This window comes from Variovorax sp. CCNWLW225 (assembly GCF_037204045.1).
Taxonomy (GTDB): domain Bacteria; phylum Pseudomonadota; class Gammaproteobacteria; order Burkholderiales; family Burkholderiaceae_C; genus Variovorax.
The window spans coordinates 1-20,486 of record NZ_JBBCBV010000010.1 but is presented as its reverse complement, the minus strand read 5'-3'; the positions used below and the strand labels follow the sequence as shown (position 1 = coordinate 20,486).

Below are 20,486 nucleotides of genomic sequence, written 5' to 3'. Positions count from 1 at the left end.
ACGCGCGGGCGCTCCGGAGTTCCCAGAATCGATTCATTGCCACTTTGCTCCTCGAGTGAGCAGGAGTCGAACGAAATGAACAGAGAACCCGGAAATCTGGGCTCGGGCGACGGATCCCGGCCCACCACCAGCGGCGGGGTAGACAACATCGGCGCGGGAGAAAAGTTCACCAGCAGTTCTTCGGCCACCGGAGAACAGGACTCGGCACCGGCCCCCGCCGAGCGCATGGCGAGCAAGCGCAAGAACGTGGAGGCATCGCGCCACGACGGTTCCGCGGCCTACGGGTTGCGGGAAGACCTCCGCTCTGAAACCAACAAGGAGCCGAGCAAGCCCTAGCGGCTTGCGCGGCCGAGGAGCCCCCATGACGACTTCGGAAAAAGCTTTCCCCTTTCCCACATCCAAGAACCACGGCAAACCCGCGGTCGAGCCGGCCAAGCCGGTCGAGCAGGCGCCCAGCGAAGAGGCCCTGGACAGCGGCGTCGAAGAGTCCTTTCCCGCCAGCGACCCGGTTTCAGTGACCGTAACCAAGGTCAAGCTACCGAAGGCGCAGCAGGACAAGGACAAGGAAAAAGCGGAAGAGACCGGCGGCAAGCAGACCTAGGCAGCCGCAACCAGGCCACGACCGAAGGCGGCGGACTGCCGGGCAAGCTTCTTGCACGCCCGCGCATGCCGCCCGGGGCAATCCCCATGGCAGGACCCGGCCTCGGGCGGTAGATTGCGCTCCTGCCCCCAGCGGCAGAGACAGCTCTCACTACTTTTGGCCCCCGAGGAGTGTTCGTGGACGCATGGTCGAGCCAGCAGCTTTCCACCCTGTATGGGCGCGAGATCTTCCGATCGCGCGAGGCGGACGAAACCCATGCGCTGGTAACCCATGAGCTGAAGGCGCACCGGAGCACCTGGGGTCGCGGCAATGTCGATGCGGTTTTCTGCCGGGCAGAACTCAGCGCACTGTCGCTGTGCATCCTGCGCTACGGCTGCGATGTCGACATCGAGCCCGACACGCTGGGCAATTTCGTGCTGGTTCAGATGCCGCTGCGCGGCCATGCCGAAGTACATACCGGCGGCCAGACCGTGCAGATCCATCCCGGCCAGGGGGCAGTGGTGTCCGCGCACAAACCCGTGCGGCTGCGCTGGCATGCGGACTGCGAGCAGCTGATGCTCAAGATCGACCTTGCCCGTCTGCAGGACGTGGCACGCCGAACGTTTGGCGCAAGGCCCGCGGGCGGTGCAGGGGCCGCGGCAGAAATCGGCGAAATCGACTTCGAGCTGCCGCTCCGGCTCGACGATGCCGCGGGCACCCAGTGGTGCCGCATGGTGGCCGGCCTCGCATCGCTGCTCCCGGCGGACGGCCACGAGCCGTACGACCCGCGCTGGCTGGCCCACTACGAAGACAACCTCATGCTCTACCTGCTGTGCCACAGGCCCAATTCGGTGCGGCGGCAGCACGACGCGCTGCGGCTCGGGTCGGAGGCGGCCAGCATGCGGCAGTTGCGGCTTGCCGAAGAATTCATGCGCAGCCGGCTCGATGCGCCGCTTTCGCTGGAAGAGGTGGCAGAGGCCGCCGGCGTGTCGCGGCGCGCGCTGGGGCTGCTGTTCAGGCGCTACCGCGATCTTTCACCGATGGAAGTGCTGCGCAACATGCGGCTCGATGCCGCGCATGCCCAATTGGCGCGGCACGACGGCGCAAGCGTGACCGAGGTCGCCTTCGGCTGCGGCTTCTCGCACCTGAGCCGTTTCGCCGCCTGCTACCGCGAGCGCTTCGGCCGACTCCCGCGCGAAACTTCGCGAGAGCCGGCGCGGCACTAGACCTCCGGCTTCGTCAGGCCGGCTTCATTGCGCACTTGGCGGACGAGCTGTCCTGGTAGTTCTGCAGCACCGTGCCGATCACCTTGTTGGCGATGCGCCCGTTCGCGTCCTTGCCGATCACGCGCAGGTAGTAGTTCTGAATGGGAAAGTTGTTGGCGCCGTAGCTGAAGTCGCCCCGCACCGACTTGTACTTGGCGGCCTTGATCGCCTTGAGCAGCGCCGGCCGGTCGGCCACCTTGCCGCCCACGTCCCGCACTGCCGCGTCCATCGCCATGAGCACGTCATACGCCTGGCCCGCATAGAACGACGGGTTGCGCCCGTTGTTCTGCTCCCGGAATTCCGCCACGAAGCGCTTGTTTGCCGGGTTGTCCAGGTCGTATGACCAATGCGCGGTGTTGAAGAGCCCGAGCATCGGCTCGCCCACGGCGGGAATCATGTCTTCGTCGGCCGAAAAGGCGGTCGAGATCAGCGCCACGTCTTTCGACAGGCCGGCGCCGACAAACTGCTTGATGAAGCTCACGCCCATGGCGCCCGGCAGAAAGAAATAGAGAGCGTCGGGTTTGGCTGCGCGAATCTGTGCGATCTCGGCGGAGTAGTCGAGCTGGCCGAGCTTGGTGTAGAGCTCGTCGCTCACCGCGCCCTTGAAGTTGCGCTTGAAGCCGGTGATTGCATCCTTGCCGCCGGGGTAGCTCGGCGCGATGAGCGCTACCTTCTTGAAGCCCTTGTCCGAAGCGAACTTGCCCGCTGCTTCGTGGTACGCATCGTTCTGGTAAGACGCGCCGAAGAAATACGGGTTGCACCTGGCCCCCGAGTAGTCGCTCGGGCCGGTGTTGCTCGAGAGATAGGGCACCTTGGCCGCGAAAAGCGGCGCCCCCACGGCCAGTGCGACGGTCGAGCCGATGGGACCGGTGAACAGGTCGATCTTGTCGCGCAGCAGCATGCGCTCGACCACCTGCCGGGCCAGGTCGGGGCTGCCGCCCGTGTCCGCCTCGACAAACTCCACCGGCACCCCGCCGAGCTTGCCGCCCAGCTGCTTCATCGCCACCGCGAAGCCGGCCTTGGCCTCGGCACCGCCCACGGCAAACGGCCCGGAGAGGTCCATTGCCAGGCCGACCTTGACGGTTTGCGCCTGGGCCTGGGCTTGCGGTGCGAAAGCGGCCGTGACGGCGAGCGCCAGCAAAGCGACGGCGGTTGGGATTCTTGCCTGCGACATGAAGGATCTCCTCAAGGGGGTGATTCGGATGGCGTGGGGTGCAACAAAGGTATGTATGCGCGGGGGCCGAGTCTCCACGGCACGCGAATGGCGGGCTATCCACTTTTCGCGCGGCATGCGCCTGCAAGAAGTGGACAGACAGCGCGCGGGCCGCTCCACAGAATCGTCCGCCGAACCCCACCACTTCGGAGACTCGCCCCATGAGCCAATACATCGACATCGCAGCCGCCGACGGCCAGACCTTCCGCGGCTACCTGGCATTGCCGCCTTCGGGGCAAGGCCCCGGCATCGTGCTGTGCCAGGAGATCTTCGGCATCAACGACTACGTGCGCGAGGTGGCCGACCTTTACGCCGAAGAGGGCTACGTGGTGCTCGCGCCCGACCTGTTCTGGCGCATGGAGCCGAATGTCGAGCTCGGCTATTCGCCCGAAGACTGGCAGCGCGCTTTCGGCTTCTTCCAGAAATTCGATGTGGCCGCCGGCGTTTCGGACATCACGGCCAGCGTGAAGGCGCTGCGCGCGCACCCGGCATGCACCGGCAAGGTAGGCGCGCTGGGCTTTTGCCTGGGCGGAAAGCTCGCCTATCTTGCGGCCGCACATTCAGGCGTCGATGCGGCGGTGGGCTACTACGGCGTAGGCATCGAGGCAGACCTGGACGTGCTGCCAAAAATCGAGTGCCCCATTGCGCTGCACTTTGCCGAGCTCGACAAGTTCTGCCCGGCTGAAGCGCGCAACCAGGTGCTCGAGGCCTTTGCAGGCAAGCCCGGTGCGCAGATGTATGTGTACCCCGGCGTCGACCACGCATTCGCACGCACCGGCGGCGAGCATTTCGACAAGCCCTCCACGCTCATGGCCCACCAGCGCTCCATGGCGCTGTTCAAGGACGCCATCGGCCCCGTCTACGACCTGTCTGCGCTCTGGGACAAGCACTGCGAATACGAGTTCGCAACACGCGACGTGGTCGCCACCATGGGCACGATGGTGAGCGAGCCCTATGTGAACCACATTCCCACCATGACCGGCGGGGTAGGGGCCAGGGAGCTCTCGCGCTTCTACAAGCATCACTTCATTCCCACCACCCCGCCGGATACGCGGCTCACCCCCATTTCGCGCACCGTGGGCGCCACGCAGATCGTCGACGAGATGCTTTTCTGCTTCACCCACACGGTGGAAATCGACTGGATGCTGCCGGGCATCGCGCCTACCGGCAAGCCGGTGGAAATTCCGCTCGTTGCCATCGTCAAGTTTCGGGGCGACAAGCTCTATCACGAGCACATCTATTGGGACCAGGCCAGCGTGCTGGTGCAAATCGGCCTGCTCGATGCAAAGGGCCTGCCGGTGGCGGGTGTCGAGACGGCGCACAAGCTGGTGGACGAGCACCTGCCGTCGAACACGCTGATGCCGCGCTGGCAAAAGTCGGCCAGCCTGACCATCGCCGATCCCGCCCTGCCGCTGGGATGATGGCGGGCGATTCGGAGATGCTCGAACTGGTGGTGGAAGCGGTGAGGCCGCTCACGCCTGCCATCAAGGCCTTCGTGCTGCGCAGCGCGCATGGCGGTGCCTTGCCGCCGTACACGCCCGGCGCGCATCTGGGCGTGCAAGTCGTCCAGCCCAACGGACGTATCGGCCAGCGCGCCTACTCGCTGGTGGCGCCGCATGCGGAGAGCCGCAGCTACGAAATTGCGGTGCTGCATGAACCGAAGGGCTCGGGCGGCTCTGCGTGGATGCATGGGTTGACGCCCGGCGCCGTGCTGACGGCGCAGCCGCCGCGCAACGACTTTGCGCTGCGTACGGGCAGCGTGCCGCCGCTCCTGATTGCCGGCGGCATCGGCATTACGCCGCTGCTGTGCATGGCGCGGGCGCTGGCAGCCGAAGGGCGCGCATTCGATTTTTTCTATGCCACGCGAAGCGCGGGGCATACCGCCTATCTGGAAGAAGCGCGCGCACTGGGCGCCACCGTCGTTCATGACGGCGGCGACCCGGCCCGCGGCCTCGATCTGCGCGCTGCGCTTTCCGCCCCGCAGCCCGGGCGCCACCTTCATGTGTGCGGACCCAAGGGCATGGTGCAGGCCGCGGTCGACGTGGCACGCGCTCTCGGCTGGCCCGGCGACCACGTGCACTGCGAACTGTTTGCCGGTGCGCTGGAGCAAGAGGGCGACAAACCTTTCGAAGTGCGCACGCTGCGCTCGGGCAAAACGCTGACCGTGTCCGCCCACCAGAGCCTGCTCGACGTGCTGATCGCTGCCGGGCTGGACCCTTTGTACGACTGCCGGCAGGGCGACTGCGGCGTGTGCGCCGTGGCAGTGGAAGAGGGCGTTCCCGACCACCGCGACCACAACCTGAGCGCCCGAGAAAAAGCCGAGGGCCGGACCATCTGCATCTGCGTGTCCCGCGCGAAGACGCCGCACCTGGTGCTCGACATCTGACCACGATATTTCAGGAGACCCATTCCCATGACCATCGACCTGCAGGCACTCGTGCAGCCTGACCGCGTGCACAAGCGCGTTTACACGGACCCCGCCATCTTCGAACTCGAGATGGACCGCGTCTTCGGCCAGGCCTGGCTCTACGTCGGCCATGAGAGCCAGGTGCCCAATGTCGGCGACTACTTCACCACACGGCTCGGCCGCGAGCCCGTGGCAATGGTGCGCCACACCGACGGTGCGGTGAACGTGCTCTACAACCGCTGCCCGCACAAGGGCGCGAAGATCGTGCCTGACGGGAGCGGCAGCGCCGGCAAGTTCTTGCGCTGCCTTTATCACGGCTGGACCTTCAAGTGCGACGGCAGCCTGCTCTCGGTGCCGCTGCGAAGCGGCTACGAAGACACCGCGCTCGACCTGAAGGCGCAGCAGCACTCGGTGCGCAAGGTGGCGCGCGTGGCCAGCCACCGCGGCTTCGTGTTCGCGAGCCTGGCCGAAGAGGGCCCTGAGCTCGTCGAGTTTCTGGGCGGCGTGGCCACCTCGCTCGACAACTTCTGCGACCGCGCGCCGGACGGCGAAGTGGAGGTGGCCGGCGGCGTGCAGCGCGTGATCCAGCGCAACAACTGGAAGATCTTCTTCGAGAACCTGCACGACACCATTCATGCGGTGGCCACGCATGAATCGTCCTGGCGCGCGGCCAAGGAAGAATTCGAATCGATGCCGGCCGGCACGCCCAAGCCCTTCGAGGTGGTGATCGTCGATGGCAACGGCGAGCCGCTGGAGTTCTGGGAAAAGCTCGAACTCAAGGGCTACGACCATGGCCACGGCTTCATGGAAGGCATCTTCGTGCCGCCCACCGACCCGGTGAGCCTGGCCTACGTGGCGGCGCTTCAGGCAAAGCAGGGCGAGGCGCGTGCCGACCAGATCCTGCGCGTGAACCGGCACAACACCATCGTGTACCCAAGCTGCTCGCCGCACACCTCGTTCCAGCAGATCCGGGTGATACGGCCGCTCTCGGTCGACCGCACGCTGGTGGAAATTTTCAGCTTTCGCCTGAAGGGCGCGCCGGAGGCCACATTCCAGCGCACGCTCAAGTACACCAACATCGTCAATTCACCGTCGTCGAACGTGATGCCCGACGATTTGGAGGCCTACAACCGCGTGCAGGAAGGCCTGGCTTCCGATGGCGGCGACTGGGTCAGCATGCACCGCGGAATGGGCCGCGACCAGCCCTTGCCGGGCGGCCGGTCTTCCAACGGCAACAGTGAAATGCCGCCGCGCAACATGTTCGCCGCCTGGGCTTCGTACATGGGCGTGAGGACCGGAGGCGCGGAATGAACTTCAACGACTGGCAAGAGCAGCAGGACATCACGAAGTTCCTGTTTAACGAAGCACGCCTGCTCGACGAGCACCGCTGGGACGAATGGCTGCGGCTGTTCACGCCCGATGGCCTGTACTGGGTGCCGCTGGTACACGGCCAGACCGATTACCTCAACCATGCCTCGCTGTTCTGCGAAGACGCCTTGCTGCGCTCGATGCGTGCGCGGCGGCTCGAGCAGGCCCGCGCCTATTCGCAGCAGCCGCCGACTCGCACCGTGCACGTGCTGGGCAACATCTCGCTCGAGTCGCGCACTGAAGCCGGCTGCGTGGTGCGCTCGACCTTCCACCTGCTCGAGTGGCGCAAGACCGAACAGCGCGCGTTCGGCGGCAGCGTGCTGCACACGCTGCGCCGCGAAGGCGCCGAGTGGCGCATCGAAATGAAACGCGTAGAGCTCGTCAATTGCGACGCGCCGCACGAAGCCTTGCAGGTGTTCATGTGACCAATGCCGCATTGCTCGCCATGCACTACCAGAACGACGTGCTGCACGTGGACGGCAAGGTGCGGGTGGGCGTGGCCGCCGACGACCCCGCGCGGCCACGCCTGATCGCTTCTGCCGCGCGGCTGATTGCCGGCGCACGCGCGAGCGGCGTGCCGGTCATCTTCGTGCGCATCGCCTTCGCACCCGGGTATGCGGACTGCCTGCGCAACAGCATGCTGTTCCGCCGCGTCGCGGAAACCGGCGCCGTGCTGGACGGGCATTGGGGCGCAGAGTTCTACGCCGAGCTGGCACCGCTGCCCGGCGAGGCAGTCGTCACCCACAAGCGCAACAATCCGTTCTGGGCCAGCGGGCTCGAAGAGGTGGTGCGCAGCACCGGTGCCACGCGGCTGTACGTGGCGGGCATTGCGACGAACCACGTGGTCGAGCACGGTGCGCGCCACGCCAGCGACCTGGGTTATGAGGTGGCGGTGGTGGCCGATGCATGCAGCACCGCACAGCCGCACCTGCATGCGGCCAGCCTGGAAACCCTGGCCATGCTCGCGGATGTGATGCTTGTCGATGAAGCGATTGCACGCATGAAGAACAATGAAGGTCCCAAGAACATGAAAGAACCGAAAGGCACGCCATGAGTCAGCAAGGCAAGGTTGCCATCGTCACCGGCGCCGCTGCGATGCTCGGCAGCGCCATCGTTCGTGCCTTTGTGCAGGCCGGTGCGCAGGTGCTGGCTGTCGATATCGATGCCGTGCGCGGCGAGGCACTGCAGGCCGAACTCGGTAATCGCTGCCGCTTCGTGGCTTGCGACATCGCATCCGATGCGGCGCTCGATGCACTGTTGGCCGATGTGCTCGCCACCGAAGGCCGCATCGACTTTCTCATCAACAACGCAGTGGTCTATGGCGACAACGGCATGGCGGCCACGCGCGGCGAGTGGCTGCGCGCTTTGGACGTCAACCTCGTGTCCGGCGCGGTGCTGGTGCAAAAGGCGGCGGATGCGCTGGCCGCGCAGCGTGGCGCCATCGTCAACATGGGCAGCGTGGGCGGCAAGTTCGGCACGGCAAACCGTGCGCTTTATCCGGCGGCCAAGGCCGCCATCCTGCAGCTCACGCGCAACCAGGCCGCCACGCTGGCGCCACGCGGCGTGCGCGTGAACTCAGTGTCGCCCGGCTGGACCTGGTCCGATGCGTTGAGCCGCATGGCAGGCGGCGACCGTGCGCATGCCGACCGCATGGCGGCACCCCTGCATCCGCTAGGCCGGGCGGGAGACCCGGACGACGTCGCGCAAGTGGTGCTGTTTCTGTGCTCGGACGCCGCGCGCTTTGTGACCGGTGCCGACATCCCGGTCGATGGTGGCTTCTCGATGCTCGGGCCCGACCAGGGGCGATCGGCCCGCGATTGGTTCGACGCCTGAGTTTCTGCGCAAAAATTTTTTTGACGATCGAGAGGAGCGCTGTAACCCCGGCTTCCGAAGTGGCGAACTAGAAAATAACCGCGCATTCCGGCGCGGTTGCAAATGTTCAACCATCTTCGGAGCTCATCCATGATCAACCGTCCTCTCGCCATTACCGCCCTTGCACTGGGCGCCCTTGCCGCCGGTTCCGCCATTGCGCAAGACAAACCCATGGCCGACAAAATGGCTGCGATGGAGAAGTGCTACGGCGTTTCGATGGCAGGCAAGAACGATTGCGCCGCCGGCCCCGGCACCACCTGCGCGGGCACTTCGAAGGTGGATTACCAGGGCAACGCCTGGAAGAACGTGCCGGCCGGCACCTGCGCCACGATCAAGACGCCCAAGGGCATGGGTTCGCTGGCTCCCATCAAGTCCTGATCGGCGCGCGCCGCCATGCCACAAGCCCTCACGGCCGGCGTTGGGCTCAAGCCGGAGCACTACGAGCCTGCGCTCGGCGCACGAACCGAGGGCCTGTGGTTCGAGGTGCACCCGGAGAACTACATGGTGGCGGGGGGGCCGCGGCTCGGGTGGCTGGAAGCGATTCGCTCCCGCCATGCGGTCTCGCTGCATGGCGTCTCGCTTTCGCTGGCGGGTGATACCGAACCGGATGCCGCGCATCTTCAGCGGCTCGCGGCGCTGGCGCGGCGCATCCAGCCGGCGCTGGTGTCGGAGCACTTGGCATGGTCCACATGGAACGGCCAGTACTTTCCCGATCTGCTGCCGTTTCCGCGCAGCACCGCCGCGCTCCACCGCATTGCGGCCAATGTGGCGCGCACCCAGGACGCGCTGGGCACCGCCATTGCCATCGAAAATCCGTCCCACTACCTGCGCATCGATGGGCACGAGTGGGACGAGATCGACTTTCTTCACGAGCTGGCGCAGCGCACGGGCTGCAAGCTGCTGCTCGACATCAACAACGTGTACGTGTCGGCCCGCAACCTGGGTTTTTCAGCCAATGACTGGATCGACCGCTTTCCGCATGCGCTGGTCAGCGAAGTTCATCTTGCAGGCCATGCCGCCGATCCGAACCTGGGCGACACGCTGCTGATCGATTCGCACGATGCGCCCATCGCGCCGGAAGTCTGGCAGCTGCATCGGCGCTTTGTCGAACGCGCCGGTGCCCGGCCCACGCTGATCGAACGCGATGGCAACGTGCCCGCCTTCGAAGAGTTGATGGCCGAGCGCGACCAGGCCGCCGCCGAACTCGAGCACGCCACAACGCAGGAGGCCACCGCATGACCACGCCGCATGGCCTGTTCCAGCAGGCGTTTGCAAAGGCGCTGTTCTCGCCAACCGAAGGGCTGAACCCCGCGATGCGGGAGCTTGCAGCGCAACCCGCCTTCGCCGTGTATCGCAACACCGTGATAAAGGCCTGCATCGATGCACTCGAGGCCAACTTCCCAACGGTCGCGCGGCTGGTGGGCAGCGAATGGTTTCGCGCCGCCGCCGCGCTCTACGTGAATGCCGAAGCGCCGCGAGACGGACGCCTTCTGCATTACGGCAGCGGCTTTGCCGATTTTCTGCACAGCTTCGAGCCTGCCGCCGAACTGGTCTACCTGCCAGGCGTGGCGCAACTCGACACGCTCTGGCGCGAGGCCCATATCGAAGAGGACGCGCCCGCCGCCGATGCTGCATGGGTAGCCCGCCAATCGCCGGAGCAGATGGCAGCCTTGTCTCTCAGACCTCATCCCGCGGCACGCTGGGCGTGGTTCGACGACCAGCCGGTGTTCAGCATCTGGGAGCGCAACCGCGCGCGGGGCGAAGTCACCGATGAACTGGCCTGGAAAGGCGAGGGTGCCTTGCTGACACGGCCGTACGACGCCGTAGCGTGGCAAGGGCTCACGCAGGCCGGTTGCGTCTTTCTCGATGCCTGCGCAAGTGGAGCCACTCTCCAGCAGGCCGCGGAGCGCGCAATGGCCGCCGATGTGCAAGCAGACCTTGCCGCCATCTTTGCTGGCCTGCTGAGCGCCGGCGCATTCACCGCCCCATCTTCATCGCCCGCATCCAACGAAGGAACACCATGAGCACGAATCTCCAGGCGTCAGAGCCAATCGCAACCGGCAGCAATCGCGGCCTGCGCGCCCACTGGAACGCCGCGGCCGAAACGCTCACGCGCGTGGTGACGCACGATGTGCTGGCGCTGGCCACGCGCGTGGCTGTGGCGGCCACCTTCTTCTACTCGGGCCGCACCAAGGTCGAAGGTTTTCTTACGCTGACCGACAGCGCCTACGAGCTGTTCCGCACCGAATACAAGCTGCCGTTCGTTCCACCCGAAATTGCGGCGCACCTTGCGGCCTATGCGGAGCATCTGTTTCCCTTGCTGCTGGTGCTGGGCCTCTTCACACGCTTCTCGGCGCTGGCGCTGCTGGGCATGACGCTGGTGATCCAGATCTTTGTCTACCCCGACGCATGGCCGACGCATCTTTCATGGGCGGCGCTCATGCTGTATCTGGTGGGCCGCGGCGGCGGGCGCCTTTCGCTGGACCACGCGCTGGGCATTCGCTGAGCGCCCTTGCGCCTGCGTCCCTCACCCCTTGGCCGTTGCCCAAGCGGCACGGCCTCCTTGCGCATGTCGCCATGCGCCAGGAGGCCGTCGGTTCGGCGGCAAGGCTTGCCGCCGAGCCTGCTTATTCCTTGATGAAGTTCAGCAGGTCGTTGTTGAGGCGGTCCTTGTGCGTGTCGGCAAGGCCGTGCGGTGCGCCTGCATAGACGATCAGCTTGGCGTTCTTGATCAGCTTGGCGGATGCGCGGCCCGACGCATCGATCGGCACGATCTGGTCGTCGTCGCCATGCACCACCAAGGTGGGCACGTCGAAGCGCTTCAGGTCCTCGGTGAAGTCCGTGGCCGAGAAGGCCGCAATCGAGTCATAGGTGTTCTTGTGGCCGGCTTGCATGCCCTGCGCCCAGAACGACTGGATGGAGCCCTGCGACACCTTGGCGCCCGGCCGGTTGAAGCCGAAGAACGGACCCGAGGCAATGTCGAGATACAGCTGCGAGCGGTTCTCCAGCTCGCCCTTGCGAATGCCGTCGAACACTTCGATGGGGAGGCCGCCCGGGTTCTTTTCGGTCTTCAGCATGAGCGGGGGAACCGCGCTCACCAGCGCCGCCTTCTTGACGCGGCTGGTCCCATGGCGGCCGATGTAGCGCGCCACCTCGCCGCCGCCGGTGGAAAAGCCGACCAGCGTCACGTCCTTCAAGCCGAGCGTGTTGATCACGGTGGCCAGGTCGTCGGCGTAGTGGTCCATGTCGTTGCCTTCCCAGGGCTGGCTCGAGCGGCCATGGCCGCGGCGGTCATGCGCAATCACGCGGTAGCCCTTCGAGGCGAGGAAAATCATCTGCGATTCCCAGCTGTCCGAGTTCAGCGGCCAGCCGTGGCTGAAGGTAACGACCTGGCCGTTCCTCGGGCCCCAGTCCTTGTAGTAGATCTGCACGCCGTCCTTGGTGGTGATGTAGCTCGCGGTTTTTGCAACCGCGGCGGCCGGCTGGCGCACGGGCGACTTGTCGGCGGCGAACACGGCATTGGCGGCGACAGCGAGAGCGGCCATGGCGAAGATGCGGGTAACGGCGTTCATGTTTCTTTCCTTTGATTCGGGTTGAGGTTTCAGGTCGGAATCGACAGAACGAACTTTACGTGTGTGGTGAAACGATTGGTGATAAAAAGTCCTGATAACTTGACTTGGAGTATTTCATGCCTGATCGGCTCGAAGCCCTGCTGACGCACTTTTCCGTCAGCGCGCGGGTGTTCCATACCGGCGCGCTGTGCGGAATCAACGACCTGGACGGGGAGGGCGCAACCGGCCAACTGCACCTGGTGCGCCGCGGGGAGGTGGGCGTCAGTCACGGCGGCGCGGAGGTGCTGCGCATCGAGCGGCCAAGCCTTTTGATGTACCCGCGGCCCATGGCGCACAGGTTCATTACCGACGCGGCGCGCGGCGCGGACTTTGCCTGCGCGCACCTGCAGTTCGAAGGCGGCGCCGCAAACCCGATCCTGGCCGCGCTGCCCGCATTCGTGTGCCTGCCGCTGGAAGAAATCGACGGCACCGAGGGCGTGCTGGAACTGCTGTTCGAAGAAGCCTTCGAGCAGCGCTGCGGCAAGCAGGTGCTGCTGAACCGCCTGTTCGACGTGGTGCTCATCCAGGTGCTCAGGCACCTGATGGAAAAGGGGCAAACCCGCTCCGGCCTGCTCGCGGGGCTGTCGCACCCGCGGTTGCGCAATGCCGTGGTGGCCATGCACGAAAAACCCGCACTCGAATGGACGCTCGACGCACTTGCCGCCGAGGCCGGCATGTCGCGCAGCGTGTTTGCCATCCAGTTCCGAGACACCGTCGGGTGCACGCCGGGGGTGTACCTGCAGCGCTGGCGCGTCGGTCTTGCGCAGCAGGCCTTGCGTCAGGGGCGTCCGCTCAAGCTCATTGCGCAAGAAGTCGGCTACGGAAGCGAAGCCGCGTTGTCTCGCGCTTTCAAGGCGCAAAGCGGCTTGTCGCCGCGGGAGTGGAAGCAGGCCGCATGAGGGCGCGCTCGGGTTGCCGCTGACACGACGGTGCGGTAGCCTCCCGGCTCCAACACTGCCAGGAGTCTCCAGATGCCCAGTCGCTTACTTCTCTCCGCTGGCGCCGCCGTTGCAGCCACCGCGCTGATCATCGGTTGCGGGGTCATGGGTCCGTCATCGGGTGGCAAATCCATGAGCTTCTTCATCACCAGCGTCAACCCCGGCAAGGGCGGCGACCTTGGAGGCTTGGCCGGAGCCGACCGCTTCTGCCAGTCGCTGGCCACGAGTGCGGGGGCGGGCAACAAAACTTGGCGCGCCTATTTGAGCACCGCTGCCGCGAACGGGCAGCCGGCTGTCAATGCGCGCGACCGCATCGGCACTGGCCCCTGGACCAATGCCAAGGGTGTGGTCGTCGCCACCAGCGTGGCCGACCTGCACAGCGCCAACGCCAAGGTCGGCAAGGACACCTCGCTGACCGAGAAGGGCGAGGTTGTCTCCGGCTTCGGCGATCCAGTCAACCGCCACGACATCCTCACCGGCTCGCGCCCTGACGGCACACTGGCCGTGGCCGACCCCGGCAAGGACGCCACCTGCGGCAACTGGACCAGGAGCGACGGCGGCTCCGCCATCGTGGGTCACCACGACCGCAAGGGCACCAATCCCGACCCGGTAGCCAATGCTTCGTGGAACTCGTCGCACGGTACGCGCGGCTGCAGCGTCGACCAACTCAAGATGAGCGGCAGCGCTGGTCTGATGTACTGCTTCGCGACGAACTGACTTCGGCAGAGCGAACTCATCTCCCGGTTCGACTTCCGGAGTCAATCCGGTCTTTGTCGCGATCTCGTTTGCCCGCGAGGGGCCTTTGCTCCAGATAGCGCTCCCACAGATACAGCGCAGGCAAGGCAAGCAAGTGCAGCGTCGCAGTGAGGATGCCAGCGCCAAACAGGGCGATTGCCACCAGAGGGCTTGCCGCAACTCCCAGGATCGTTCTGAACATATTGGGTTTAAAGAAAAGATCAGCGGTCCACTAGCGCCTGCGGACAAAGCTAACCGCCCGCGATGGGAAGCTCGTACGGCTGAGCAGACGGATTACGTAGGATGCTTGCCAGACGAGGCTTGCCAGCCGATTTGGGCGGGCATACTTCGCTCGGCTTGCAAAACTACCGAGCTCCAAAGGACAACACATGACCGCCCAGTTGCAGCATCGCAATAACGTCCACGTGGCCGGCAGCGGCCCCGCCACGCTGTTTTTCGCGCATGGATTCGGCTGCGACCAGAACATGTGGCGCCTCCTGGAACCCGAGTACCGCAAGAGGTACCGCACAGTGCTTTTCGACCTCGTCGGCAGCGGCGGCTCCGATCTCAAGGCATTCGATCCCGACAAGTACGCGTCGCTGGACGGCCATGCCGCCGATGTGATCGAAATCGTGAAGGCCTATGGCGAAGGCCCTGCCATCTTCGTGGGGCATTCGGTGAGCGCGATGATCGGCGTGCTGGCTGACCTTGCCAGCCCGGGCCTCATTGCGGCGCACGTGATGGTCGGCCCATCGCCGTGCTACATCAATGATGGCGACTATGTCGGGGGATTCGAACGCGCCGACATCGACTCGTTGCTGCACACCCTAGAGAGCAACTATCTCGGATGGTCCAGCACAATGGCGCCGGCCATCATGGGCGCGCCGGAGCAACCCGCTCTCGGCGTCGAGTTGACCAACAGTTTCTGCCGCACCGACCCGGAAATCGCGAAGCATTTCGCGCGCGTCACCTTCCTGTCGGACCACCGGGACGCGATTGCCGAACTGCGAACGCCTTCGCTGATCCTCCAGTGCGACGACGACCTGATCGCTCCCGTGGCGGTCGGCGAATACATGCACAAGGTCATGCCCGACAGCGTGCTGACGATCATCGACAACGTCGGACATTGTCCGCACTTGAGCCAGCCGAGCGCCAGCAACGACGCGATCGCATCGTTTCTCTCGCAGCGCGGTTACTAGGCCCGCTCATGACAGCGCTTGGGCCTGCCGATGAGGCGCTGCTCGACGGTGCTCCCTGCGGGCTGATCGAGACGGACGCAAAGGGCGTCTTCCTGCGCGTCAACAAGCCGTTCTGCGTCTGGCTTGGCTATGACAAGGCAGATCTGGTGGGCAAGAAGCGGCTGCAGGATCTGTTGACCATGGGCGCCCGCATCTTTCACCAGACCCATTGGGCGCCGTTGCTGGAAATGCAAGGCTCCATCTCGGAGTTGAAGCTCGACATCCGGCACAAGAATGGAAGCACCCTGCCCATGGTTCTGAATGTCGTCCGCCACGGGCACGGGCCTAACCACACCCAGGAAGTGGCCCTGTTCGTGGCACGAGACCGCGACAAGTACGAACAGGAACTGCTTCTGTCTCGGAAAAAGCTCGAGACGCATATTGCTGAAGTGGAGCGCCTTCAGGCCGAGACGAAAGACCGGGCGCTTTTCGCGGAGCAGATGATCGGCATCGTGAGCCACGATCTGCGCAATCCGCTGTCGGCCGTTCACACCGGCATCCAGGTTCTCTTCAAGCATGCACCCACCGACAACCAGGCACGGGTGCTGTCGCGAATGGCGCAGTCGGTGGACCGCGCGAATCGCCTGGTGTCGGACCTGCTGGACTTCACGGTCGCGCGCGTGGGGAAGGGCATTGCGATCAACCCTCAACCGGTCGACCTGCACGAGGTGGTCGCCCAGAGCGTGGCCGAACTCGCCCTGTCTTTTCCCGACCGGACGTTGCGCCATGAAACCGAAGGGCGCGGGGCATGTCGTGTCGACCCGGATCGGATGGCGCAACTCGTCGGCAATCTGGTGGCAAACGCCGTGAGCTATGGTGACCCGGACAGGGAAGTCACCGTCAAGACCTCAGTGAATCCTGAGCGCGTCGAAGTCTCGGTCCACAACTGGGGCGCCGCCATTCCAAGCGAGCTCATTTCGGCCTTGTTCCAGCCGATGGTCCGCGGATCGGCCGTCGGCACCGGCAGAAGCGTGGGCCTCGGGCTGTTCATCATCATGGGGATTGCCAAGGCGCATGGCGGTGAGGTGACGGTGGAGTCGAGCAACGCAGAAGGGACAACCTTCATCGCCACCTTGCCCGCCTTTGGAAAACCGACGCTCAGCCCCGCTGGCTGAGCAAGCCGAGCAGCACGATCACCGCGATGCCAAGCAGAAGGGCCGTGCATTTCCAGAAGATCACCGGGTTCTTTTCGACCAGCGGCGTGCCGCGGCTGTTCAAGAAATCCGGGTGGGGCTGCCGCAGGTCTTGCACAAACTCTGAAAGCACTTCGTAGCGCTTGAGCGGGTTGGGGGCGAGCGCCTTTCGCAGCACTTCGTCTACCCAGGCCGGAATGGCCCGCTGCGCGTCCAGCGCGGACCTGTACTGCAGATTGCGCTGGTCGGACCGCGTCCTGATGCGGGCCGCCTCGGCGCCATAGGGCAGCCGTCCGGTCAGCATCTGGTAGACGATGACGGCCAGCGAGAACAGGTCCGATTTTGCCGATCCGCCTTCGCCCAGAAAGTACTCGGGCGCGGTGTACTGCACCGTGCCCAGTATCTGGTCGGGCGCGGCCAGCGTGCTGTCGTCCAGGCCGGCCACCCAGGTGGAGCCGAAGTCGATGATGCGCACAGTGCCCGTGCGGTCGATCATGATGTTCTCGGGCCGCAAGTCCTGGTGCAGCATCTCCAGGCGGTGAAAGGCCTGCAGGCCTTTCGCAAGCTGCTCGACGATGCCGCGCACCGATTCGAGGCTGGGCCGCGGGTTGTCGACCATCCACTGCGCCAGCGTCTGCCCCTCGACGAACTCCATTGCAACGTAGAGGTAGTTGCGCTTGCGATGGCTGGCGTGCGGCTTGAGCACGTGCGCGCTGTCGATGCGCCGCGCCACCCACTCTTCGAGCAGAAAGCGGTCCAAGTGGGCTTCGTCGTTCTGCAGGTCGACCGAAGGGGTCTTGAGCACCACGCGCTGGCCCATGTCGTCGTCGGTTGCCAGGTAGATGTGGCTGCGATGGCTGTGGTGCAGGTCGCGCACGATCGTGTAGCCGTCGAAGCGCATGCGCGCCTCCAGCACCGGCGGCAGCTGCAGCGCGGCGCGTTGTGCGTGCAGTTCGTTGATGTCGCCATCGGGCAGCGCGTCGATCCTGGCGATCTGCACCGTCATGTTGTCGGGGCTACCCCGGCGGTAGGCTTCCTCGGCAATGCTGCGGGCCGCGGCATCCAGGTCGTTGGGGTTCGCATCCAGCGCGGACTTGATGGCGGCGGCGTCGATGTGCTCGTGAACGCCGTCTGAAGTCAGCAGGAAGACATCGCCTTGCTCGACGGGAACGGCCCGGTAGTCGATCTCCACATGCGGCCCCACGCCGAGCGCGCGGCCAAGGTAGCTCTGGCCGCCGCCCACCGAAACTCGGTGGTCTTCGGTCAATTGCTCGAGCGCCTCTGCGTGCCAGCGGTAGACGCGCGTGTCGCCCACATGAAAGACGTGCGCGGTGGTCGACCTGACGACCAGCGCGCTGAAGGTGCAGACGTAGCCGCGGTCCTTGTCGAAGCGGCCGCCGCCGTTCTGCGTTTGCGCATGCAGCCAGGCGTTGGCGGCCGTGAGCACGCGCTGTGCCGAGCGGCTTACGCTCCAGGCGTCCGACGTGCAGTAGTAGTCGGTCAGAAAGCTCCTGACCGCCGACTCGCTGGCCACGTGGCTCACGTCGCTGCTGCTGATGCCGTCGGCAATGGCAAGTGCCACGCCCTTGGCACTGCGGACTTGCCCCTCCGGCAGGGCGGCGCCGTGGAAATCCTGGTTGGTTTCCTTGCGCCCCTTGTCGGAGTGCTGGCCGATCGAGACCGCGAGTGCGGAGCGCATCGTCACCGGCGGCGAGCGGCTGGGCCGTGCTTAGCGGACCACGCGCTTGGGGCCTGTTTTCACGTGCGTGGCGTACAGCGTGAGGCCGGTGAACGACAGGCCGCCGATGAGGTTGCCCAGCACGGTGGGAATCTCGTTCCAGATGATGTAGTCCATGATCGAGAAGTTGCCGCCCATGAGCAGTGCCGACGGGAACAGGAACATGTTGACCACCGAGTGCTCGAACACCATGAAGAAGAACACCATGATCGGCATCCACATGGCAAGCACCTTGCCCGTAACCGAGGTCGAGATCATTGCGCCGACCACGCCGGTCGACACCATCCAGTTGCACAGCATGCCGCGCACGAAGAGCGTGAGCATGCCGGCGGCGCCGTGGTCCGAGTAGCCCACCGTGCGCGCCTCGCCGATGGTGGCGATCACCTGGCCGACCTTGTCGGGCGGGCTGGTGAAGCCGAAGGTGAAGACGATGGCCATCAGCACGGCCACGGTGAACGCGCCGAGAAAGTTGCCGACGAACACCAGCCCCCAATTGCGCAGCACACCGCCGATGGTGACGCCGGGGCGCTTGTCGATGAGCGCGAGCGGTGTCAGCACGAACACGCCGGTCAGCAGGTCGAAGCCGAGCAGGTAAAGAATGCAGAAACCGACCGGGAACAGGATGGCCCCGATGATCGAGTAGCCGGTCTGCACGTTGATGGTGACCGCGAACACAGCCGCCAGCGCCAGGATTGCACCCGCCATGAAAGAGCGGATGAGCGTGTCCCGCGTGGACATGAAGATCTTGGATTCACCGGCGTCCACCATCTTGGTGACGAATTCGGAAGGCTGCAAATAGGCCATGGCGTTGCTTTGGTTTGAAGAGAAAAAAGCCGAAAGAAAAATGGAAAGGAGAGGCGAGGGGAGGCCGGAGTCTCAGGCCGCCTTCTCCAGCGCAAGATGCGCGGAAGACGCCGCGGCGGCCAGTCCCTGAAGGACATCGCCGACCACGATGATCGAAGGGCTGCACAGGTCGTTGTCGGCAATGGTCTGCTCCAGCGTTGCGAGTGTTCCCACTGCATGCCGCTGGGTCGGCAGGCTGGCGCTCTGCACAACCACGATGGGCGTCGAAGCCGGCAGGCCGCTCAGCAGTTCGTTCTGAATGCGGCCCGCACCCGAGACGCCCATGTAGATGACCAGCGTCAGCCGAGCGGCATGCGCGGTGGCGGCCAGCGCTTGCCAGTCGGTGCCCGGTGAACCGGGCTTTGCATGGCCCGTGACGAAGACGACGCCCTGTGCATGGTCGCGGTGCGTCAGAGGCACGCCGAGCGAGGTCAGCCCGGCAAGGCCCGAGGTGATGCCGTTCACCACCTCGACGTGGATGCCGGCCTGCGCAAGGTGCTCGACCTCTTCGCCGCCGCGGCCGAAGATGAACGGGTCGCCGCCCTTGAGCCGCACCACGTGCTCGCCTTCGCGCACGGCCATGATCATCAGTCGCTCGATGAAGCTCTGCGGCGTGCTCTTGCAGCCACCGCGCTTGCCGACGTGGATCACGCGCGCACCGGGTTGCGCCATGGCGACGATCTCGTCGCTCACCAGGTCGTCGACGAGCAGCACGGTGGCCGACTGGATGGCCTTGAGCGCCTTGATTGTGAGCAGTTCGGGGTCGCCCGGGCCGGCGCCGACAAGCGTGCAGCGGCCGTGCACGGGCGGCATGCCTGGTTTGCGGTCGTCGCTGCGCGACGAAGACGTGAGAGTGAGGCTCATGATGTTGGTTGTGTCAGGCAGCCGAGTCTTCGGTTTGAAGGCAGGCGCGGTTGGCCGGTCCCGCGACCGGGCGCTCGAGCTCCACCGCATGCGTGGCGAGCTCGTTCGAATCCAGGTGCACCACGCCCTCGGCGACCTTCACGGCAAACTTCGGCGTGCATCCTTCATCGGGCGACCTGGCACATCCGTCGTCGAGGCCAATGGCCCAGTTGTGTAGCGGGCAGGCCACGCTGGTGCCGAACACGATGCCCTGGGAGAGAGGGCCGCCCTTGTGCGGGCAGCGGTCCAGCAGCGCGAAGACTTGGTTCTCGGCATTGCGGAACACGGCGACGTCCACGCCCACCGGGCGCGCCACGCGGCGGGCGCCCAGCACCGGGATGTCCTCGACGCGGCAGATCACTTTCCACTCGTTGGTGTTGCTGTTGTTGCTCATGGGTTGTTTTTCCTTCTCGTTCAGGCGGCCTGGGGCGCCTCGTCCACCACGGCCACGGGCGTGAACTGCCGCACATCCACAGAAGCCTGGCTCGACTCGAACCACGGATCCGGCTCCCCGTCCAGCGCGAACTGCAGCCGCTCCCACAGCGCCTTGCGGTTGGCTTCGTCTTCCAGGATCTTCTTCTTCACATAGTCCAGCCCCACCCGCCCGATGTAGTGCACCGTGCGCTCCAGGTACCAGCCTTC

The 20,486-nt window shown here is 65.3% G+C and carries 24 protein-coding genes; 17 read left to right on the top strand and 7 right to left on the bottom strand.

What is annotated here, in order from left to right; genetic code table 11:
- Positions 1-75: 75 nt before the first annotated feature.
- From V9L20_RS17055 to V9L20_RS17045, 3 genes are all read left to right on the top strand, one after another.
- On the top strand, positions 76-336 hold the full coding sequence (locus tag V9L20_RS17055) for a hypothetical protein (protein ID WP_337297511.1): 261 nt from the start codon (positions 76-78) through the stop codon (positions 334-336).
- Between the two features lie 25 nt (positions 337-361).
- Complete coding sequence (locus V9L20_RS17050) at positions 362-601, top strand: hypothetical protein (protein ID WP_126745835.1); 240 nt, start codon at positions 362-364, stop codon at positions 599-601.
- Between the two features lie 176 nt (positions 602-777).
- The gene (locus V9L20_RS17045; protein ID WP_337297510.1) at positions 778-1,806 is read left to right on the top strand and encodes an AraC family transcriptional regulator; all 1,029 of its coding nucleotides are present in this window, start codon (positions 778-780) and stop codon (positions 1,804-1,806) included.
- A gap of 13 nt (positions 1,807-1,819) precedes the next feature.
- On the opposite strand, the gene V9L20_RS17040 is transcribed toward V9L20_RS17045, so the two are convergent.
- Complete coding sequence (locus V9L20_RS17040; protein WP_337297509.1) at positions 1,820-3,019, bottom strand: ABC transporter substrate-binding protein; 1,200 nt, start codon at positions 3,017-3,019, stop codon at positions 1,820-1,822.
- A 200-nt stretch (positions 3,020-3,219) separates the two neighbouring features.
- Here V9L20_RS17040 and V9L20_RS17035 point away from each other — a divergent pair, with 200 nt between their 5' ends.
- The 10 genes from V9L20_RS17035 (at position 3,220) to V9L20_RS16990 (ending at position 11,211) form a co-directional block, all read left to right on the top strand.
- Entirely contained in the window at positions 3,220-4,479 is a 1,260-nt protein-coding gene (locus V9L20_RS17035; protein WP_337297508.1) for a dienelactone hydrolase family protein, read from the top strand.
- The gene (locus V9L20_RS17030) at positions 4,479-5,444 is read left to right on the top strand and encodes a PDR/VanB family oxidoreductase (RefSeq protein ID WP_337297608.1); all 966 of its coding nucleotides are present in this window, start codon (positions 4,479-4,481) and stop codon (positions 5,442-5,444) included. The genes V9L20_RS17035 and V9L20_RS17030 overlap by 1 nt, the downstream gene beginning before the upstream one ends.
- Positions 5,445-5,471: 27 nt before the next feature.
- A complete protein-coding gene (locus V9L20_RS17025) occupies positions 5,472-6,776 on the top strand; it encodes an aromatic ring-hydroxylating dioxygenase subunit alpha (RefSeq protein ID WP_337297507.1) in 1,305 nt (434 codons plus the stop codon).
- Positions 6,773-7,258, top strand: coding sequence for an aromatic-ring-hydroxylating dioxygenase subunit beta (locus V9L20_RS17020; RefSeq protein WP_337297506.1), 486 nt, complete (start codon positions 6,773-6,775; stop codon positions 7,256-7,258). The genes V9L20_RS17025 and V9L20_RS17020 overlap by 4 nt, the downstream gene beginning before the upstream one ends.
- A 20-nt stretch (positions 7,259-7,278) precedes the next feature.
- Positions 7,279-7,887, top strand: coding sequence for a cysteine hydrolase family protein (locus V9L20_RS17015; RefSeq protein ID WP_337297607.1), 609 nt, complete (start codon positions 7,279-7,281; stop codon positions 7,885-7,887).
- Positions 7,884-8,666, top strand: coding sequence for an SDR family oxidoreductase (locus tag V9L20_RS17010; RefSeq protein WP_337297505.1), 783 nt, complete (start codon positions 7,884-7,886; stop codon positions 8,664-8,666). Before V9L20_RS17015 ends, V9L20_RS17010 begins: the two co-directional genes overlap by 4 nt.
- Before the next feature lie 129 nt (positions 8,667-8,795).
- Positions 8,796-9,083 carry a BufA1 family periplasmic bufferin-type metallophore gene (locus V9L20_RS17005; RefSeq protein WP_258506368.1) on the top strand — a complete coding sequence of 96 codons (288 nt, stop codon included), beginning with the start codon at positions 8,796-8,798 and terminating at the stop codon, positions 9,081-9,083.
- Positions 9,084-9,098: 15 nt separating this feature from the next.
- The gene (gene bufB / locus V9L20_RS17000; RefSeq protein WP_337297504.1) at positions 9,099-9,944 is read left to right on the top strand and encodes an MNIO family bufferin maturase; all 846 of its coding nucleotides are present in this window, start codon (positions 9,099-9,101) and stop codon (positions 9,942-9,944) included.
- The gene (locus tag V9L20_RS16995) at positions 9,941-10,729 is read left to right on the top strand and encodes a DNA-binding domain-containing protein (RefSeq protein ID WP_337297503.1); all 789 of its coding nucleotides are present in this window, start codon (positions 9,941-9,943) and stop codon (positions 10,727-10,729) included. The genes bufB and V9L20_RS16995 overlap by 4 nt, the downstream gene beginning before the upstream one ends.
- A complete protein-coding gene (locus V9L20_RS16990; RefSeq protein ID WP_337297502.1) occupies positions 10,726-11,211 on the top strand; it encodes a DoxX family protein in 486 nt (161 codons plus the stop codon). Before V9L20_RS16995 ends, V9L20_RS16990 begins: the two co-directional genes overlap by 4 nt.
- A gap of 121 nt (positions 11,212-11,332) precedes the next feature.
- Here V9L20_RS16990 and V9L20_RS16985 read toward each other — a convergent pair whose 3' ends face one another.
- Complete coding sequence (locus tag V9L20_RS16985; RefSeq protein WP_337297501.1) at positions 11,333-12,277, bottom strand: alpha/beta fold hydrolase; 945 nt, start codon at positions 12,275-12,277, stop codon at positions 11,333-11,335.
- 116 nt (positions 12,278-12,393) lie between these two features.
- Between V9L20_RS16985 and V9L20_RS16980 the strand changes: the two genes are divergently transcribed.
- The 4 genes from V9L20_RS16980 to V9L20_RS16965 all read left to right on the top strand — a co-directional run bounded on the left by V9L20_RS16980 (position 12,394) and on the right by V9L20_RS16965 (position 16,342).
- Positions 12,394-13,215: an AraC family transcriptional regulator gene (locus V9L20_RS16980; RefSeq protein ID WP_337297500.1), complete on the top strand. Its 822-nt coding sequence runs from the start codon at positions 12,394-12,396 to the stop codon at positions 13,213-13,215.
- Positions 13,216-13,287: 72 nt separating this feature from the next.
- Positions 13,288-13,971, top strand: a complete 684-nt coding sequence (locus V9L20_RS16975; protein ID WP_337297499.1) for a hypothetical protein — start codon at positions 13,288-13,290, stop codon at positions 13,969-13,971.
- A 407-nt stretch (positions 13,972-14,378) separates the two neighbouring features.
- Positions 14,379-15,188 carry an alpha/beta fold hydrolase gene (locus V9L20_RS16970; RefSeq protein ID WP_337297498.1) on the top strand — a complete coding sequence of 270 codons (810 nt, stop codon included), beginning with the start codon at positions 14,379-14,381 and terminating at the stop codon, positions 15,186-15,188.
- An 8-nt stretch (positions 15,189-15,196) separates the two neighbouring features.
- Complete coding sequence (locus V9L20_RS16965; RefSeq protein ID WP_337297497.1) at positions 15,197-16,342, top strand: PAS domain-containing sensor histidine kinase; 1,146 nt, start codon at positions 15,197-15,199, stop codon at positions 16,340-16,342.
- Here the strand turns inward: V9L20_RS16965 and V9L20_RS16960 are convergent.
- The 5 genes from V9L20_RS16960 to V9L20_RS16940 all read right to left on the bottom strand — a co-directional run.
- On the bottom strand, positions 16,326-18,059 hold the full coding sequence (locus V9L20_RS16960; RefSeq protein WP_337297496.1) for a bifunctional protein-serine/threonine kinase/phosphatase: 1,734 nt from the start codon (positions 18,057-18,059) through the stop codon (positions 16,326-16,328). The two genes, V9L20_RS16965 and V9L20_RS16960, sit on opposite strands and share 17 nt — an antisense overlap.
- 30 nt (positions 18,060-18,089) lie before the next feature.
- On the bottom strand, positions 18,090-18,902 hold the full coding sequence (locus V9L20_RS16955; RefSeq protein WP_258506356.1) for a formate/nitrite transporter family protein: 813 nt from the start codon (positions 18,900-18,902) through the stop codon (positions 18,090-18,092).
- 72 nt (positions 18,903-18,974) lie between these two features.
- A complete protein-coding gene (gene cobA / locus V9L20_RS16950; protein WP_337297606.1) occupies positions 18,975-19,754 on the bottom strand; it encodes a uroporphyrinogen-III C-methyltransferase in 780 nt (259 codons plus the stop codon).
- 64 nt (positions 19,755-19,818) lie between these two features.
- On the bottom strand, positions 19,819-20,238 hold the full coding sequence (gene nirD / locus V9L20_RS16945) for a nitrite reductase small subunit NirD (protein WP_337297495.1): 420 nt from the start codon (positions 20,236-20,238) through the stop codon (positions 19,819-19,821).
- Between the two features lie 20 nt (positions 20,239-20,258).
- The coding region (locus tag V9L20_RS16940; RefSeq protein ID WP_337297494.1) for a hypothetical protein at positions 20,259-20,486 on the bottom strand (228 nt) is incomplete at its 5' end.